The organism is Epilithonimonas sp. JDS (assembly GCF_021261315.1).
Taxonomy (GTDB): Bacteria; Bacteroidota; Bacteroidia; order Flavobacteriales; family Weeksellaceae; genus Epilithonimonas.
This window is the reverse complement of record NZ_JAJSAX010000003.1, coordinates 205,443-221,803: the sequence shown is the minus strand read 5'-3', so window position 1 is coordinate 221,803 and position 16,361 is coordinate 205,443. Positions and strand designations below refer to the sequence as shown.

General features: G+C 38.1%; 13 protein-coding genes. 10 read left to right on the top strand and 3 right to left on the bottom strand.

Features of this window, described 5'->3' with window-relative positions; genetic code table 11:
• Positions 1–37 precede the first annotated feature (37 nt).
• The 7 genes from odhB to rsgA all read left to right on the top strand — a co-directional run bounded on the left by odhB (position 38) and on the right by rsgA (position 8,242).
• Positions 38–1,279, top strand: coding sequence for a 2-oxoglutarate dehydrogenase complex dihydrolipoyllysine-residue succinyltransferase (odhB, locus tag LUD75_RS11445; protein ID WP_232705806.1), 1,242 nt, complete (start codon positions 38–40; stop codon positions 1,277–1,279).
• 79 nt (positions 1,280–1,358) lie between these two features.
• Positions 1,359–1,820, top strand: a complete 462-nt coding sequence (locus tag LUD75_RS11440; protein ID WP_232705805.1) for a hypothetical protein — start codon at positions 1,359–1,361, stop codon at positions 1,818–1,820.
• Positions 1,821–2,220: 400 nt separating this feature from the next.
• Positions 2,221–3,303, top strand: coding sequence for a DNA polymerase III subunit gamma/tau (dnaX, locus tag LUD75_RS11435; protein ID WP_034978209.1), 1,083 nt, complete (start codon positions 2,221–2,223; stop codon positions 3,301–3,303).
• 122 nt (positions 3,304–3,425) lie between these two features.
• Positions 3,426–3,920, top strand: coding sequence for a hypothetical protein (locus LUD75_RS11430; RefSeq protein WP_232705804.1), 495 nt, complete (start codon positions 3,426–3,428; stop codon positions 3,918–3,920).
• Between the two features lie 94 nt (positions 3,921–4,014).
• Positions 4,015–5,493: a serine hydrolase gene (locus tag LUD75_RS11425; protein WP_232705803.1), complete on the top strand. Its 1,479-nt coding sequence runs from the start codon at positions 4,015–4,017 to the stop codon at positions 5,491–5,493.
• Between the two features lie 444 nt (positions 5,494–5,937).
• A complete protein-coding gene (locus LUD75_RS11420; protein WP_232705802.1) occupies positions 5,938–7,017 on the top strand; it encodes a chorismate mutase in 1,080 nt (359 codons plus the stop codon).
• A gap of 298 nt (positions 7,018–7,315) precedes the next feature.
• The gene (rsgA, locus tag LUD75_RS11415) at positions 7,316–8,242 is read left to right on the top strand and encodes a ribosome small subunit-dependent GTPase A (protein WP_232705801.1); all 927 of its coding nucleotides are present in this window, start codon (positions 7,316–7,318) and stop codon (positions 8,240–8,242) included.
• Between the two features lie 60 nt (positions 8,243–8,302).
• Here rsgA and LUD75_RS11410 read toward each other — a convergent pair whose 3' ends face one another.
• Both LUD75_RS11410 and LUD75_RS11405 read right to left on the bottom strand, forming a co-directional pair.
• On the bottom strand, positions 8,303–9,715 hold the full coding sequence (locus LUD75_RS11410; protein ID WP_232705800.1) for a hemin receptor: 1,413 nt from the start codon (positions 9,713–9,715) through the stop codon (positions 8,303–8,305).
• 30 nt (positions 9,716–9,745) lie between these two features.
• Entirely contained in the window at positions 9,746–10,807 is a 1,062-nt protein-coding gene (locus LUD75_RS11405) for a prolyl-tRNA synthetase (RefSeq protein WP_232705799.1), read from the bottom strand.
• A 147-nt stretch (positions 10,808–10,954) separates the two neighbouring features.
• On the opposite strand from LUD75_RS11405, the gene proS reads away from it, so the two are divergent.
• From proS to LUD75_RS11390, 3 genes are all read left to right on the top strand, one after another.
• Positions 10,955–12,430: a proline--tRNA ligase gene (gene proS / locus LUD75_RS11400; RefSeq protein WP_232705798.1), complete on the top strand. Its 1,476-nt coding sequence runs from the start codon at positions 10,955–10,957 to the stop codon at positions 12,428–12,430.
• Positions 12,431–12,621: 191 nt separating this feature from the next.
• A complete protein-coding gene (locus LUD75_RS11395) occupies positions 12,622–14,004 on the top strand; it encodes an OmpA family protein (RefSeq protein ID WP_232705797.1) in 1,383 nt (460 codons plus the stop codon).
• A gap of 114 nt (positions 14,005–14,118) precedes the next feature.
• Positions 14,119–15,450 (top strand): Nramp family divalent metal transporter, encoded by a 1,332-nt coding sequence (locus LUD75_RS11390; protein ID WP_232705796.1) that lies wholly within the window; start codon positions 14,119–14,121, stop codon positions 15,448–15,450.
• 163 nt (positions 15,451–15,613) lie between these two features.
• On the opposite strand, the gene fsa is transcribed toward LUD75_RS11390, so the two are convergent.
• Positions 15,614–16,267: a fructose-6-phosphate aldolase gene (gene fsa / locus LUD75_RS11385; protein WP_232705795.1), complete on the bottom strand. Its 654-nt coding sequence runs from the start codon at positions 16,265–16,267 to the stop codon at positions 15,614–15,616.
• Positions 16,268–16,361: the final 94 nt, after the last annotated feature.

The following is a 16,361-nucleotide window of genomic DNA, read 5'->3' as shown; positions in this document are numbered from 1 at the left end:
CTCACAGATTGTTCTGAAATTAAAAACAAAAAAGAGTATGTCAATATTAGAAATGAAAGTTCCTTCACCGGGCGAATCTATCACAGAAGTAGAAATTGCGACTTGGTTAGTACAAGACGGTGATTACGTAGAAAAAGATCAGCCAATTGCAGAAGTAGATTCTGATAAGGCAACTTTGGAACTTCCTGCTGAACAAAGTGGAATCATCACTTTGAAGGCTGAAGAAGGTGAAGTGGTTCAGGTTGGCCAGGTGGTTTGCCTTATTGATATGGATGCTGCAAAACCAGACGGTGGCGCTGCGCCAGCTGCAGAAAAACCAAAAGAAGAGCCTAAAGCGGAAGAGAAAAAAGAAGAACCAGCACCAGCTCCAAAAGCTGAGGCTCCAAAAACTGAAACCTACGCTGCTCAAACGCCTTCTCCTGCTGCTAAGAAGATCCTTGACGAAAAAGGAATTGCTCCAAGTCAGGTAAGTGGTTCTGGCAGAGATGGCAGAATTACAAAAGATGACGCTGTGACTGCTTCAGTTCCTGCAATGGGAAGTGCAAGTGGTGGAAACAGAGGAACATCAACTACAAAACTTTCAGTTCTTAGAAGAAAGATCGCTGCAAGATTGGTTTCAGTGAAAAATGAAACAGCAATGTTGACGACTTTCAACGAGGTTGATATGTCTGAGATCTTCAGAATCAGAAAACAGTATAAAGAAGAATTCGCTGCAAAACACGGGATTGGTCTTGGATTTATGTCTTTTTTCACGAAAGCGGTGACCAGAGCATTGAAACTGTATCCGGATGTGAACGCATCAATCGACGGCGATTTCAAAACTAACTATGATTTCGCAGATATTTCCATCGCGGTTTCAGGACCAAAAGGTTTGATGGTGCCAGTGCTTAGAAATGCAGAAAATATGTCTCTAAGAGGTGTTGAAGCTAACATCAAAGACCTTGCTCTTAAAGTAAGAGACGGAAAGATAACAGTTGACGAGATGACTGGTGGAACTTTCACTATTACCAATGGTGGAACATTCGGATCGATGCTATCTACGCCGATCATCAACCCGCCACAATCTGCGATCTTGGGAATGCACAACATTATCCAAAGACCAGTTGCAGTGGACGGACAAGTTGTGATCAGACCAATGATGTACGTTGCAATGTCTTATGACCACAGGATCATCGACGGTAAAGAATCCGTAGGTTTCTTGGTAGCTGTAAAAGAAGCAATCGACAATCCGGTAGAATTCCTAATGGATGGCGACGAAAGAAAAGCTTTGGAATTGTAAAAAATTTCAATGATATAAAATTAAAAGAGAGCAAATTTTTGCTCTCTTTTTTTGTTATATTTGATCATAAAATTGAAATATGATGGATTGCTTTGAGCTACCACTTTACAAAAAATCACAGGAAATCTACGAAACTTTGAAGGTCATTACCGATTTGTTTCCAGAAGACAATGATTATTTACAAACTGTCAAGCAACATTTGTTGGGCGATAGTATGATCATTCAGGCAAAGATTTGTGGAGCAGAAGCGGTAAAGTTGTATGATATAAAAATGGAGAATGCCACAATTATTAGGAAAGCGGCGCGCGATATAATGGTCGGTGGTAACAATTTGGAACACTTCGGTTTCTCCGATGCAAAATATTATCATCTCGTAAGAAAATTAATAGAAGAGTTCCGTCTTTTGTTTATCGATTGGGTGGCAGGTTTCAATCCAAAACATTACATTGTAGATAATTGGGGACTATTTAATCCACCTGGAATTTCACCAGACCATATTCAAAGTGAGGACGAGCTTGATTTTTTGGATGAAGATGAATAAATTTTAGAAAATTTATAATTTTTACTTTAAAGTCCCTCGTCTTTGGAGAGGGATTTAGGGAGAGGATTCTAATAAGTATCTGGGCAGCTATTTCCGCCTTCCGCTCCAAATCTTTTTTGCCGACGATTTCCGTTTAATTAGAACATTAGTCTCAGCAAAAAAGGATTTCCGCTCAAGTCGGGGTGCGCTTCGCAAAGTTGAAATTGTGTTTTCTAGTTTCAGATTTACCAACCGTTGAAATTTATCTTTGATGAGTTTTACGTCTTTGCGAACCTTAAAAATATTTTCAATACTTTCAAAGAAATCTTTGCGCTCTTTGCGTTTAAATCTTATCCAAAACCAACAAACAATTATTTCAAAACCATTTCCAAAATTCACAATTAATCCTTACTTTTGAGCAATGGAAAATTTCATCGTATCCGCACGCAAGTACCGTCCGCAAGAGTTTGACACTGTTGTCGGGCAATCGCATGTTACCGATACTTTGGAACACGCCATCGACGAAAGTCAATTGGCTCAGGCTCTGCTTTTCTGCGGACCAAGAGGTGTTGGTAAAACGACTTGTGCCAGAATTCTAGCAAGAAAAATCAATGAAAAGTCTGGTGCTGCAGATGATGACGGATTCGCATTCAATATTTACGAATTAGATGCTGCTTCCAACAACTCGGTTGATGATATTCGTGAATTGATTGACCAAGTGAGATTTGCGCCTCAAGTCGGAAAGTATAAAGTATATATTATTGATGAGGTTCATATGTTGTCTCAGGCTGCTTTCAATGCGTTCCTGAAAACTTTGGAAGAACCGCCAGCGCACGCTATTTTCATCTTAGCAACAACTGAGAAACACAAAATCATTCCAACTATTCTTTCCAGATGTCAGATCTATGATTTCAAAAGAATCACGATAGAGGACATTCAGGAGCATTTAAGAAAGATTGCTGAGAAGGAAAATATCACTTACGAAGATGATGCGCTTTACCTGATTGCTCAGAAAGCTGATGGTGCTTTGAGAGATGCTTTATCTATTTTTGATAGATTAAGTACTTTTTCTCAGAAAAACATTACACTCGAAAAAGCAGCAGAAGTTTTAAACATTTTAGATTACGACCAATATCTGAAAATTGCTGATTTGGCGAAGGAAAATGATATTCCAGGTGTTTTGACTGCGTTCGACGAAATTGTGAAAAAAGGTTTCGACCCACATATTTTCATTGCCGGATTGGGAAATCATTTCCGCGATCTGATGATGGCTCAAAATCCAAAAACTTTGAACCTGATCGAAGTTGGAGAAAAAACCAAATCCAAATTTGCCGAGCAATCCCAAAAATGGAAAGCTCAGGAATTGATAGACGGCATCGAGATTTGTAACTTCGCCGACATCAATTATAAAAATTCCAAAAATCCACGTTTGACAGTTGAGATTGCATTGATGCAATTGTCAAGTCTCACGGCAGGTTTGGAAGCTAAAAAAAAAAGTTCTTAATATTAGCGCCACTTCTTGAAGCTAATTTAATTTCCGAAACCAAACCAGTCTCTGCCGAGCCAAAACCTCAGACAGAAAGCAAGCCAGAACCTGTAAAATCAGTTTTTGAAGAACCTAAAAAGGTGATTCAGAAAGCGTCTGAACCGATTGCCAGAAGTTCTTCCAATTCCAAATTTAGCATCAAAGCGGCTTTGGAGCAAAAGGAGGAAATCAAGAAAGATGAGTTTGCTGAGATCAAGGATGAAAATATGCCTTCCAACCATTTCTCACAGACCGATGTGGATAGAGAATGGGATATTTTCCTTAAAAATCTTGCTAGAACCAATACTTTTGTTTACAATGCCATCAGCAGTTTCAAGTTAGAAAAAACGGATGAACATCAGATCACAGTCAAATATTCTTCCGAATTTGCAAAGTCGGAATTCGACAGATTGAGTATTGAGTTCTTTAACCATTTCAAGCATAAAGTCAGCAATTTCAAAATTGAAATCGAGTATCAGACAGATTTGACCATCAAAAAAGAAGTTTTGACCAAACGTAAGATCTTCGAAAAATTTGTAGAGATCAATCCGCTGCTGAAAGATCTGGATGATTTGATGCGTTTCGATTTGACGTAGTTTTTATTTTGAAAATGTTCATATTATGATGTAATAAAGCGTATTCCTAAGTTGTCATAATAGCAGAACTGAAAATATCCATAAAATTCAAAAAATGAAAAAATTGCTTCTTATCATCTTGCTATTCATAGGATTTTCCGCATTTGCCCAAAAAACTCTAACTGAGAAGCAAATTCACGCAGCAATGGATGCGCAGGCTGAAATATTTCTGAAAGCATCAAAAGCGAATTCTTTCTCCGTCGGAATTGTGAAAGACGGAAAGACTTATACCAAACATTACGGCGAAATCGACAAAGGGAAAGGTAATAAAGCCAACAATTCAACATTATTTGAAATCGCTTCCGTTACCAAATTATTTACCGGAACATTGGTAGCGAAAGCTGTTCTGGATGGGAAAATCAATTTGGATGATGACATCAGAAAATATATCTCAGGTTCTTATCCAAATCTTCAATTTAATGGAACACCTGTAACAATTAAAGATTTGGTTTCATTGAAATCTGGTTTTAATAAAGATTTGCCTGACAGAAGTGAAGTGATGAAAGTAAGGAATGACAGCACAGCTTTCAAAGTTGAAAAATTGGAAAAAGCTTACACCAAAGAGCAGTTTTTCAAAGATTTGAAATTAATCAAAATAGAGACTTTACCAGGAACTGTCTACAATTATAACAATGGAACTCTACAACTGACAGCACATATTCTTGAAAATGTTTATGGAAAAAGTTATGAGACTTTGCTAAAGGAAAATATATTTTCTCCTTTAAAATTAAGTAACACAAAACTTCACATCAATCAAAATGAAACCATCGCAAATGGCTATGACGGAAAAGGCGTTTTGATGCCATTTTTGCCATATTCACTTTGGGGCGCGCAAGGTTATTTGAAGTCTGATTTAACGGATTTGACCACATTTCTGAAATTTGAGTTGGATAAAAATAATCCGCTGGTTCAGGAATCGCAACGGGATTTGCTTAATAATAAAAATTATTGGAACGCTTATTTTTGGGATGAAGTGACCGTCAATCACAACGGACGAAATGCCAGAAAACACGGTGGCGCTTTTGGAACGCAGAATTTGTTTTGGGTTTTCCCGGATTATAACGTCGGTATTTCTGTGATCACAAATCAAGGTGGTGAAAATACTTATGGGAATTTATACAATGCTGTCCAAAATCTAATTGACGATTTGAAACCGTTTGGTCAAAAATTAATCGGAAGAGAAATCGAGAAGAAATGTTTTGAAAACATCGATTCCGGAATTGCTTATTACAAAGAGCTGAAAAAAACTAAACCCGATTCTTATAACTTTTCTGAAGAATCCGAACTGAATATTTTGGGTTACAAACTGATGAGAAGTGGAGCATTAGCATCTTCTATCAAACTATTTCAACTTTATGTTTCGGAATTTCCAAACTCTGGAAATCCATATGACAGTTTAGCCGAAGCGTATTTTAATAATAAAGAATACGCATTTTCTAAACAGAATTATCAGAAATCTTTGGAGCTGAATCCTGATAATTCAAACGCCAAAGAAATGCTAGTGAAAATCGAAAATGAAACAAAATCAAAATAGACTCAATTTTATTTTACTACAACATTTATCAGTTAATGAAAAATTAATTGCTCAATCATAGTTCTCATTTCCCATTAATTTATATATTTGTTCAAGATTTCGCTGACAACAGTGGAAATCAATTAACCCAATCAAGCTAAAAAGCCTTCCAGTAAGGCATTTATAAATGGAATCAATCCAATTTCCATATCTTTCAACTTTTGCATCTGCCGAGTATTTTGGTGGATCATTTAGCTTTTTTGGAACTTATTATAGAAATTTTAGAACCTATTACCGATTTTATTGGTTTAGCTAAAAAATTTCTTTCTCAAAAATCTACGGAAACATTCAGCTGTCCGTATCTCATTTAAAATTTTTAAACGTCATTTTTTGGAAAAGAATTATAAATAAAAATTTATAACAGATATACTATTGCATTAATTTAAAATATATAAAATTAGAAATATGAACTTAAACGAATTGACAAATGATTGGGTAAACGACTTCGCAAACCCAATGATCATCGCAGGACCTTGTAGCGCAGAAAGCGAATCTCAAATGCTTGGAACGGCAAAAAGACTGAAAGAAAGTGGTGCACAGATCTCCGCTTTCCGTGCTGGAATCTGGAAACCAAGAACAAAACCAAACGGTTTCGAAGGTGTAGGCGTGATCGGTCTCAACTGGCTGAAAAAAGTAAAAGAAGAATACGGTTTCAAAACAGCAACTGAGGTGGCAAACGCGCATCACGTTTTCGCAGCGTTGGAAGCAGATGTGGACATCCTTTGGATCGGCGCCCGTTCTACAGTAAATCCATTTACAGTTCAAGAGATCGCTCAGGCTTTAAGAGGGACAGACAAACCAATTTTGGTAAAAAATCCCGTTAATCCGGATTTGGCACTTTGGATCGGTGCTTTGGAAAGATTATTAGGTCAAGGGATTGAGAATGTTGGTGCGATCCACAGAGGTTTTTCCACTTACCAAAAAACAAAATATAGAAACATCCCGAACTGGCAGATTGCTTTGGACTTCAAAAATCAGTTCCCGAATATCCCATTATTCATCGATCCATCTCACATTTGTGGGAACAGAACAGGTTTGGCTGGCGTAGCGCAGGAAGCTTTCAACGTAGGTTACCAAGGTGCGATCATAGAAAGTCACGAAGATCCAGACAACGCGTGGAGTGATGCTTCTCAGCAGATCACGCCGGAAGTGTTGGCAGAGATGATCGGCAATCTTCAGATCCGTAACTCCGATATCTCAGGTTACGAGGACGAGATGGGAAAACACAGAACACTCATCAGCGATATGGATTTCCAGTTGATCGAGTTGCTTTCCCAAAGAATGAAGATCTCCGAAAAGATTGGAACTTTGAAAAAAGAAAACAACATCGCGATTTTCCAGCCAGAACGTTGGAAAGTGATAACAGAATACGCCAATCAAAAAGCCAGCGAAACAGGAATGTCCCAAGAATTCATCGAGAAAGTTTTCAAAGCGATCCACGAAGAAAGCATCGAGGTTCAGAACGGCATTATGATCAACAAATAATTGCCAGTCTGAAGTTTTAAAAAACTTTTATTTATTTGGGCAGCTTTATCCGCCTTCCACTCCCAATCTTTTTTGCAGACATTTTCAGTTTCAAAAGATATGATCAATACGCAAAAAAGGATTTCCACTCAGGCCGGGCTGCGTAAGATTCTACGCTTCAAAAAGCCTTGTCAAGGTTTAAAACCTTGACAAGGCTAAATATATATTTCAAGACCCTTTCAGATTTCAAACTCTGAAAGGGTTTTTATTTGTCAACACGATAAAAGCTTTAACTTTGTGAAATATTAAAATCTATTTTTTGAAAGGAATCATCATCAAATCTACGGGAAGCTGGTATCAGGTTTTGGAAGCAGAATCTAAAACTATCTACGAAGCCAGGATCCGAGGCAAATTCAAACTGATAAAAACCAGACTTACAAATCCACTTGCAGTAGGAGACGAAGTCGAATTTTCTTTGGAGCAAGATGATGTGGCCTGGATCACCAAGATCTTTCCGAGAAAAAACTATCTCATCAGAAAATCGGTGAACCTTTCCAAAGAAGCTCATATCATTGCATCTAATGTAGATATTGCCTGTTTCATTTATACCTTGAAGTTCCCTGAAACATCATTAGGATTTTTGGACCGTTTTCTTGCTTGTTGCGAAGCTTATAACATCAAGCCCTTGATTTTATTCAACAAAATGGATACTTTGAATGACGAGGAAAAAGAAATCGTAGAAAACATCGAAGCAATGTACCAAAACATCGGTTACGACACTTTGAATATCTCATCCTACACAAAACTGAATCTAAATTTTTTGATTGATAAGATTAAAGATAAGACATCTGTATTTTTCGGACATTCCGGTTGTGGAAAATCAACTTTGGTCAATGCGATGCAACCTGACCTTCATATCAGAACTGGTGAAATTTCGGAATCTCAACTCAAAGGAAAACACACGACAACTTTTGCGCAGATGCATTTCTGGGATTTTGGAGGTTCGGTGATCGATACGCCTGGTGTTCGTGAATTTGCGATGATTGACGTTCAGAAAGAAGAAATCCAGCATTATTTTCCTGAGATCTTCCAAGCTGGTAGGAGTTGCAAATATCACAACTGTATGCATATCAACGAACCAAAATGTGCCGTTCTGCAAGGATTGGAAACCGGAGAATTAGAAGAGACGCGATATATCACCTATCTCAAACTGATGGAAGAAGCAGACGAGATGAATCAAAACTAAAATAAAAAAGTCCTGTAAATTAATTATTACAGGACTTTTGTTTTATTTAAAATTGAGAGATTAGAATTTCCAGCCTAATGTCACAAAGAAATTACTTCTCGTGTTTTTTACTTTCGAAACAGCAAACGCTTCACTATTGACATCATATCCTCCGTTGAAATAACCTGTATTCGCATCCACACTTCCCTGTAGAAACGGACTGGAATATTCGGAAGTTATATTCTGATAAGAAGCATCAATATAGAATGCCTGGAAATCATAACCTAAACCAGCGCCAAATGTATTTCGTTTTCCAATCATTAAGTTTGAGAAAGATTGGTTTGATGTTGTGCCGTTATCATTATAGGCTAATAATGAAAGATTGTCAAAACTATTTCCCTGATAAGCATAACCTCCTCTTAGTCTGAAAGCAGCAATTCTGTATTCCGCACCAACCCGCACTTCAGAAGCATTTTTGTAAGAATCACTGAAAAAATCATTCAGTTCTCTTTCAGCATCACCATACTCTTTGTATTTCGGTTTAGTAATGCCCTGGATGAAATCTACATTCAATGCGAAGTTCTTACTTGGAACAAAAGCCGCACTTAAAGTTGCTTTCATAGGTGTTACCAAAGTTCTGTCTTCGCCAAAAGTGTCATCAGGCTGTCCAAAATCATATTGATTATAAACCCTATCGATGCTCCACCAGGTTGGAGATTCTAAAGCTGCACCTACACGGAATTGATTGCTAAGTTTTGCAATCACACCAATGTTGGCAGAAAATCCATCAGAATGTTCTTCGTAAGGTGTATATTGTTTAGCATAATCCAGATAGCTTTTGTCATCATCCGAATAGAAACCAGCTGTATCGTATTGTCTCAAAAATGAGTTATGAAAATTAAGTCCGGCTCCTAGATAAAGCCTGTTGTCGTAATTAGCTCCCACCGCAAAATTCATTTTCGACTGATTGCCTTCTCTGTTATAAGCATGACCTAAAAATCGATAATTAAGAACTTTATCAGGAATAGAAAAATTATCTACAATATTAATATTATCATTGCCTGCAGATTCTGAATAGTTTTCTAAAGACTGCGTTGCATAGTTGATTCCTACATTTATAAATTTCCATTTGGAACCCATCTCGCCAAGATTAAAAGTCAAAACACCGCCAGTATTGCTGACGTCAGTATTGTTGATGGTGTAGTTCAGAGACTTTCCTGCAAAGGTAGTGGTGTTCTTATTACTATTGACTCCGAGTGTCAGGTTAAGGTCATTTGTGATGAAAACTCCGATTCCAGCAGGATTGACATTGGCTGATGAGATATCGCCACCCAACGCTCCGATAGATCCTGCCATCGCATTGTATTTTGCAGTTCCGTTAATTGGATTTCCCGAGTATACATCAACTGTATTTGTAATTACCGAAATGTCCTGAGCGTGCAGATAAGCAAATGAAACAGGAATACTTAGCAGTAATAAAGTCTTTTTTAGCATTTTTATATGAAATGTATTTTAAATTAATGATTATCTTCTTCCGCCGCCACCGCCGGATCTCATTCCGCCGCCACCGCCTGAGCCACCAGATCTGAATCCGCCGCCGCCAGAATTAAATCCGCCAGAATTTGATGATCTTGTAGGTGCAGAGTAAGACTCATTTCTAAAACCACCATTATTCTGAGATCTTATTCCTCCGTTGTTTGGATAGCTTTGAGTTCTGGTTCCGCTATTATTAGGATATGAATTTCTGATTCCGCCATTGTTAGGGTAGGATCTAACATTTCCATTGTTTGGGAAATTTCTAACGCCGCTGTTTCCATTTCTTACACCATTATTAGCCTGATTTCTGGTTCCGTTGTTGAGGAAATTATCAGCTTGTCTTCTGAAACCATTGTTACTTGGTCTCATTCCGCCGCTGTTATTAATTCCGTTGAATCGGCTGCCACTTCTGTTTTGAGAAATCATACCGCCAAGTCTGCCGTTGGATCCGGATCTGTTGTAATTGATCGGGTGGTAGTATCCGCCGCCATAGTAACCACCCCAGCCACCATAGCCATATCCCCAGAATGGATCATAGAATCCGCCTCCCCAGCCCCAAGGTGAGTAGAAGGAATTACCCCATCCGAAGCCCATTCCCCAACCCCAAGAGTTGAAAGGACTGTTCCAGCCATAATATCCGTATCCGGGATATCCCCAGCCGCCGAAACCGCCGTAGCCGAATCCCATTCCCCAGCCACCGTAACCCCAGTTGTTGAAGCTGGAGTAGTTGGTTTCAGTTCCTGTATAAGCACCCCAGTCAGAATCGTTGGTTAATGCGTAACGATTTTGCTGATCCTGAATGTTCTGCTGATTGTTATCGTAAATACTTGGATAAGTGTCTTGGTAATTATAATAATTATCAACCTGATTTCCGTTGGAATATGAACCTGCAGGAAGAGAATCTCTGTTCGGATCATAATATACGCCGTCCGTTTCTGAATAACCGCCAGTGTAAATCACACAGGAAGTCAGCAGAGAACTACTGGCAATCAAGATCAAAGCTTTTGATTTGATCAGATTTGAGAAGTGAGTAATGTTTATATTTTTCATTTTATGAGAAGTATTAAGTTTGCTATATTTGTACTCTTAAAAGAAACCAAAATTTGTACCAGTAATTTATTTACAAAGTACCGTAAAATTAGGCTTTTTATTTAGATTAGAGAAAGTTAAAAAAGTTAAAAAATAGTTTAAAAAAATATGGCAAAATTAACATCAAGAGCAGAAGATTATAGCAAATGGTATAATGAATTGGTTGTTAAAGCAGATCTGGCAGAGAATTCTAGCGTTAGAGGATGTATGGTAATCAAACCTTATGGTTATGCAATTTGGGAAAAAATGCGTGACGAAATGGACAAAAAGTTCAAGGAAACAGGACATCAAAATGCTTACTTCCCGCTGTTTGTACCCAAAAGCTTATTCGAAGCTGAAGAAAAAAATGCTGAAGGTTTTGCCAAAGAGTGTGCTGTTGTCACACATTACAGATTAAAAACAGATCCAAATAACCCGGCTAAATTAATTGTAGATCCAGATGCTAAATTGGAGGAGGAATTGATAGTTCGTCCAACTTCTGAAGCTATTATTTGGAGCACCTATAAAAACTGGATTCAGTCTTACAGAGATCTTCCTATTTTGATTAACCAATGGGCAAATGTTGTGCGTTGGGAAATGAGAACGAGATTGTTCCTAAGAACTGCAGAATTCCTTTGGCAGGAAGGCCACACAGCTCACGCAACCAGAGATGAAGCTGTGGAAGAAACTGAAAAGATGTTGGAAGTTTATGCGAAATTTGCCGAAGACTTTATGGCAATTCCGGTTTTCCGAGGTATCAAAACTCCATCTGAAAGATTTGCAGGAGCAGACGAAACTTATTGTATCGAAGCTTTGATGCAGGATGGAAAAGCACTTCAAGCAGGAACTTCACATTTTCTGGGACAAAGTTTCCCGAAAGCTTTTGATGTGAAATTTACGAATAAAGAAGGAAAGCAAGAATATCCTTGGGCATCATCCTGGGGAACTTCCACAAGGTTGATGGGTGCCTTAATTATGACGCATTCGGATGATCTTGGATTGGTACTGCCTCCAACTTTAGCACCAATTCAGGTTGTAATTGTTCCGATTTTCAAAGGAGAAGATCAGTTGGCAGAAATTAGTGAAGTGGCTTTGGAAATTCAAAGTAAGTTGAGAGCGAAAGGTATTTCGGTTAAATTTGATAATGACACGCAGAACAAACCAGGCTGGAAATTTGCGGAATATGAATTGAAAGGAGTTCCATTGAGAATTGCGCTTGGACAAAGAGATCTTGAGAACAAAACTGTTGAACTGGCAAGAAGAGATAATTTAACCAAAGAAACGGTTTCTATCGAAGGTCTTGATACGTATATCGAAGAATTATTAAAAACGATTCAAAGTGATATTTACAACAAAGCTTTAAAATTCAAAGAAGAAAATATTACGAAAGTTGATTCTTATGAAGAATTCAAAAAGGTATTGGTAGAAAAAGGAGGTTTTATTCTCGCACATTGGGATGGAACCGCTGAGGAGGAAGAGCAAATCAAACAGGAAACCAAAGCAACCATCAGATGTATTCCTTTGAACAACGAGCAGGAAGATGGCGTTTCTCTAATCTCTGGGAAGCCTTCGAAGCAGCGAGTAGTATTTGCAAAGGCTTATTAATATTAGGTTTATAAAATTTATGAATCCGTCTCATCAAAAAGTGGGACGGAATTTTTTATTCTATAATTTAAGGAGTTAGGTAAAAGTTAAATCATAAATAGTTAAAGTTTTATTAAAATTATTCATAATGAAAATTTGTGGATTAATATTTGGTAACATTACACAACATCAAACATTAAAAATAAACTATTATGTCAACCAATCTTATCGACCTGATCAAAGGTCAACTGGGACCAGCAACAGTGTCTCAAACCGCAACTCAACTTGGAGAGAGTGAATCAGGAATTTCAAAAGCTATTTCAGCACTTTTGCCAGCTGTCGTTGGTGGTTTTGCAAACAGCAACACGCAATCGGAACTTTTCAGTACTGTAAAAGAAGCAGCATCATCCGGAATTTTATCAAATCTATTAGGAAATCTGAACGGAAGCGATTCTGTAATTTCCAAGATTTTGAGTCTGATCTTTGGTGATGGAGACAAACTTGCAGCTATCACAAACGCTGTTTCATCTTACGCGGGCATCAAAACTGAATCAACCAATTCATTATTGAATCTTGTAACAGGAGCCACTGCAGGAACTCTAGGAAAATATGCGGTTGATCACAATTTGGACGTTTCTTCATTTGGTAATCTGTTGAGTGATCAGAAAGGACTTTTATCGGGCTTACTGCCTGCCGGATTCAGTTTTGCATCTTTAGGATTAGGAAGTTGGTTCGGACCATCGGAGGCAGAAACTTTGAATGTTGTTCCGGAACCTTTGCAGACGCCGATCGGAGATGTTAATCCTGTGACGCCTGTTACAGAAAATCCGATTGTGACAGAGACACCAAGATCTACTGTGACAGAAACTACCAGACCTATCGTAACAGATGCGCCTAAAGTAGATGTTACAAGAAGTGGAAGTACACACGAAATTGTATCAGACAATTCTGGTGGAGGAAGTATTTGGAAATGGTTACTGCCATTGCTTTTATTATTACTTTTAGGCTGGTTCTTCTGGAAACAATGTGATAAGAAAGCGGAAGTTGTTCCGGTTGCTACAACAGATTCAGCAAATACAGTTGTAGATAGCAGCGCAACTACAGCTACAGCAACTCCTACAAAAGTAGATGAAGATATTGATCTGAATGGCGTTGCACTCAAAGGTTACAGAGGTGGAATGGAAGATAATATGATTACATATCTTAAGTCCGGAGATTACAAAACTGCGAATGACTCAAAATTAAAAGATACCTGGTACAATTTTGACCACGTTAATTTCAAAATCGGAAGTGCTACAGAATTAGAAGCTGGTTCTCAAGGACAGTTGGATAATTTGGTAGCAATTTTAAAAGCTTATCCGGATGCTAAAATCAAAGTTGGAGGTTATACTGATAAGACAGGCGATGAAGCTGCTAACTTAAAATTATCACAAGGAAGAGCTGATTTTATCAAAGCTGCTTTAGGAAAAGCCGGCGTAGGATCTCAGGTTTTGGAAGCTAAAGGTTACGGAAGTGAATTTGCAGAAGTTCCTGCAACAGCATCCAATGACGAAAGAGCAATTGACAGAAAATTAGCGGTTAGATTTGCTAAATAATTTTAAATAAAATGACATAAAAACTGCCAAGAAATTGGCAGTTTTTTTATTGTTAACTTGCGAGTTAAGTACAGTATAACTATTTTTGTTAGTCTAATCTAACAATGACAATCATTGAATCAATCAAATCATAATATAGGCTGGCGGACAGAGAAGAGTTCGAACTCTCTAAACGAAGTTTTTTCCAGCGTCAATATTCCGAAAGACGGCAGTTTTAAAAAGAAATTATTGGCTTATATGGGTCCGGGTCTTCTTGTGGCTGTAGGCTATATGGATCCTGGAAACTGGGCGACAGACATTGCCGGTGGAGCGCAATTTGGTTACACTTTGCTTTCCGTCATTTTAATTTCAAACTTGTTTGCTATTCTTTTGCAGCATCTTTCTGTAAAGTTAGGTGTGGTAGCAGAACGGGACTTGGCTCAGGCTTGTAAAGATCATTTTCATCCGGCGGTCAATTTTGTACTTTGGATTTTTTGTGAAATTGCCATTGCTGCCTGCGATCTTGCGGAAGTTATAGGATCTGCGATTGCACTTAATCTACTGTTCGGAATTCCGCTGAGTGTCGGCGTTGTGATTACGATTATTGATGTTTTCCTGATTTTATTCCTTCAGGCAAAAGGTTTCAGATATATTGAAAGTATTGTTGGCGGATTAATTTTCATCATTTTTGTCGCATTCTTTTATGAGATTTTCCTCAGTAAACCGGATATTTTTCCATTGCTGGAAGGATTAATTCCGAAAAAGGAAATCATCACAAATCCATCAATGCTTTACATTGCGATCGGAATTTTGGGCGCCACTGTAATGCCTCATAATCTGTATCTCCATAGCAGCATTGTCCAAACCAGAAATTATCCAAGAACTACGGAAGGCAAAAGAGAAGCTTTGAAGTTTGCAAGTATCGACAGCAGTCTTTCATTAATGTTGGCATTTGTTATCAATGCTGCAATTTTGATTATTGCCGCCGCAACGTTTCATACTTCAGGAAACAAAGATGTGGCGGATATTAATGATGCTTATATGCTATTAACACCGCTTCTCGGAACAACTCTAGCAAGTATTTTCTTTGGAATTGCACTATTGGCTTCGGGGCAGAATTCTACTTTGACAGGAACTTTGGCCGGACAGATCGTGATGGAAGGTTTCCTCAATATCAGACTGAAGCCTTGGGTTAGACGATTGATTACAAGAACTATTGCCATCATTCCTGCATTGGTTATTTCTATTATTTATGGAGAAAAAGGAACAGCAGAGCTTTTGGTTTTCAGTCAGGTGATCCTATCGATGCAATTGAGTTTTGCTGTTGTTCCATTGGTAATGTTCACCAACAGCAAAGCGAAAATGGGAGAATTCGCCAATAAGATGTGGCTCAAGATTCTTGCTTTTGTGATCAGCGCAATCATTATTACTTTGAATCTTTATCTACTAAAAGAAACTTTCTTTTGATAATAAATTGAATTGATATAAAACAAAAACCGCCTCGTGATAAATGAGACGGTTTTTTTTGTTCTAAAGTTGTATTGAAGACCAACTTCCTTTCTTGCGAAGCGCGCCCCGACCTAAGTGGATCTCGATGTAAAATCGGGCGGAAAAAGGCGCCCAAATAATTTTACCCTAATTTCTTAGAATCTGCAACGAATTGTGCCAATCCAGAATCTGTCAAAGGATGATTCAATAGGTTAAGGATTGACGGAAGTGGAGATGTGATGACATCTGCACCTATCTTCGCACAGTTGATGATGTGCATAGGACTTCTGATAGAAGCCGCAAGGATTTCTGTATCAAACATATAATTGTCAAAAATCAAACGGATCTCTTCGATAAGATTAAGACCGTCAACCGAAATATCATCCAATCTTCCCAAGAACGGAGAAACATAGGTTGCGCCGGCCTTTGCTGCCAAAAGTGCCTGCCCAGCGGAGAAGATCAATGTACAGTTTGTTTTGACGCCTTTATCAGAAAAATATTTTAAAGCTTTGATGCCGTCTTTGATCATTGGGATTTTAACCACAATTCTCTCGTGAAGTGCTGCCAGCTCGTCGCCTTCTTTGATCATTTCCTCGTAGGTAGTCGAAAGAACTTCTGCAGAAACGTCGCCGTCCGAAATATTGCAAATGTCAACATAATGCTTGTTGATCGCTTCTTTGCCGGAGATTCCTTCTTTTGCCATAAGCGAAGGATTGGTTGTAACGCCGTCCAGGATTCCAAGATCTTGCGCTTCTTTGATTTGTGCTAAGTTGGCTGTGTCAATAAAAAATTTCATTATATAATTTTATTTTAAAGTTTAATTATTTTGAATGCTACGCAAATATACATTTTTAGTTCGCTCCGCAAAAGAGCAAAAAAAAGAAGCCCGA

What these genes read in the sequence shown, in the direction of transcription:
- LUD75_RS11420 (WP_232705802.1), top strand. Translation starts at nt 5,938, where the DNA reads ATGAACTTAAACGAATTGACAAATGATTGGGTAAACGACTTCGCAAAC.
- dnaX (WP_034978209.1), top strand. Translation starts at nt 2,221, where the DNA reads ATGGAAAATTTCATCGTATCCGCACGCAAGTACCGTCCGCAAGAGTTT.
- LUD75_RS11405 (WP_232705799.1), bottom strand. Translation starts at nt 10,807, where the DNA reads ATGAAAAATATAAACATTACTCACTTCTCAAATCTGATCAAATCAAAA.
- LUD75_RS11410 (WP_232705800.1), bottom strand. Translation starts at nt 9,715, where the DNA reads ATGCTAAAAAAGACTTTATTACTGCTAAGTATTCCTGTTTCATTTGCT.
- LUD75_RS11395 (WP_232705797.1), top strand. Translation starts at nt 12,622, where the DNA reads ATGTCAACCAATCTTATCGACCTGATCAAAGGTCAACTGGGACCAGCA.
- LUD75_RS11440 (WP_232705805.1), top strand. Translation starts at nt 1,359, where the DNA reads ATGATGGATTGCTTTGAGCTACCACTTTACAAAAAATCACAGGAAATC.
- proS (WP_232705798.1), top strand. Translation starts at nt 10,955, where the DNA reads ATGGCAAAATTAACATCAAGAGCAGAAGATTATAGCAAATGGTATAAT.
- LUD75_RS11425 (WP_232705803.1), top strand. Translation starts at nt 4,015, where the DNA reads ATGAAAAAATTGCTTCTTATCATCTTGCTATTCATAGGATTTTCCGCA.
- fsa (WP_232705795.1), bottom strand. Translation starts at nt 16,267, where the DNA reads ATGAAATTTTTTATTGACACAGCCAACTTAGCACAAATCAAAGAAGCG.
- odhB (WP_232705806.1), top strand. Translation starts at nt 38, where the DNA reads ATGTCAATATTAGAAATGAAAGTTCCTTCACCGGGCGAATCTATCACA.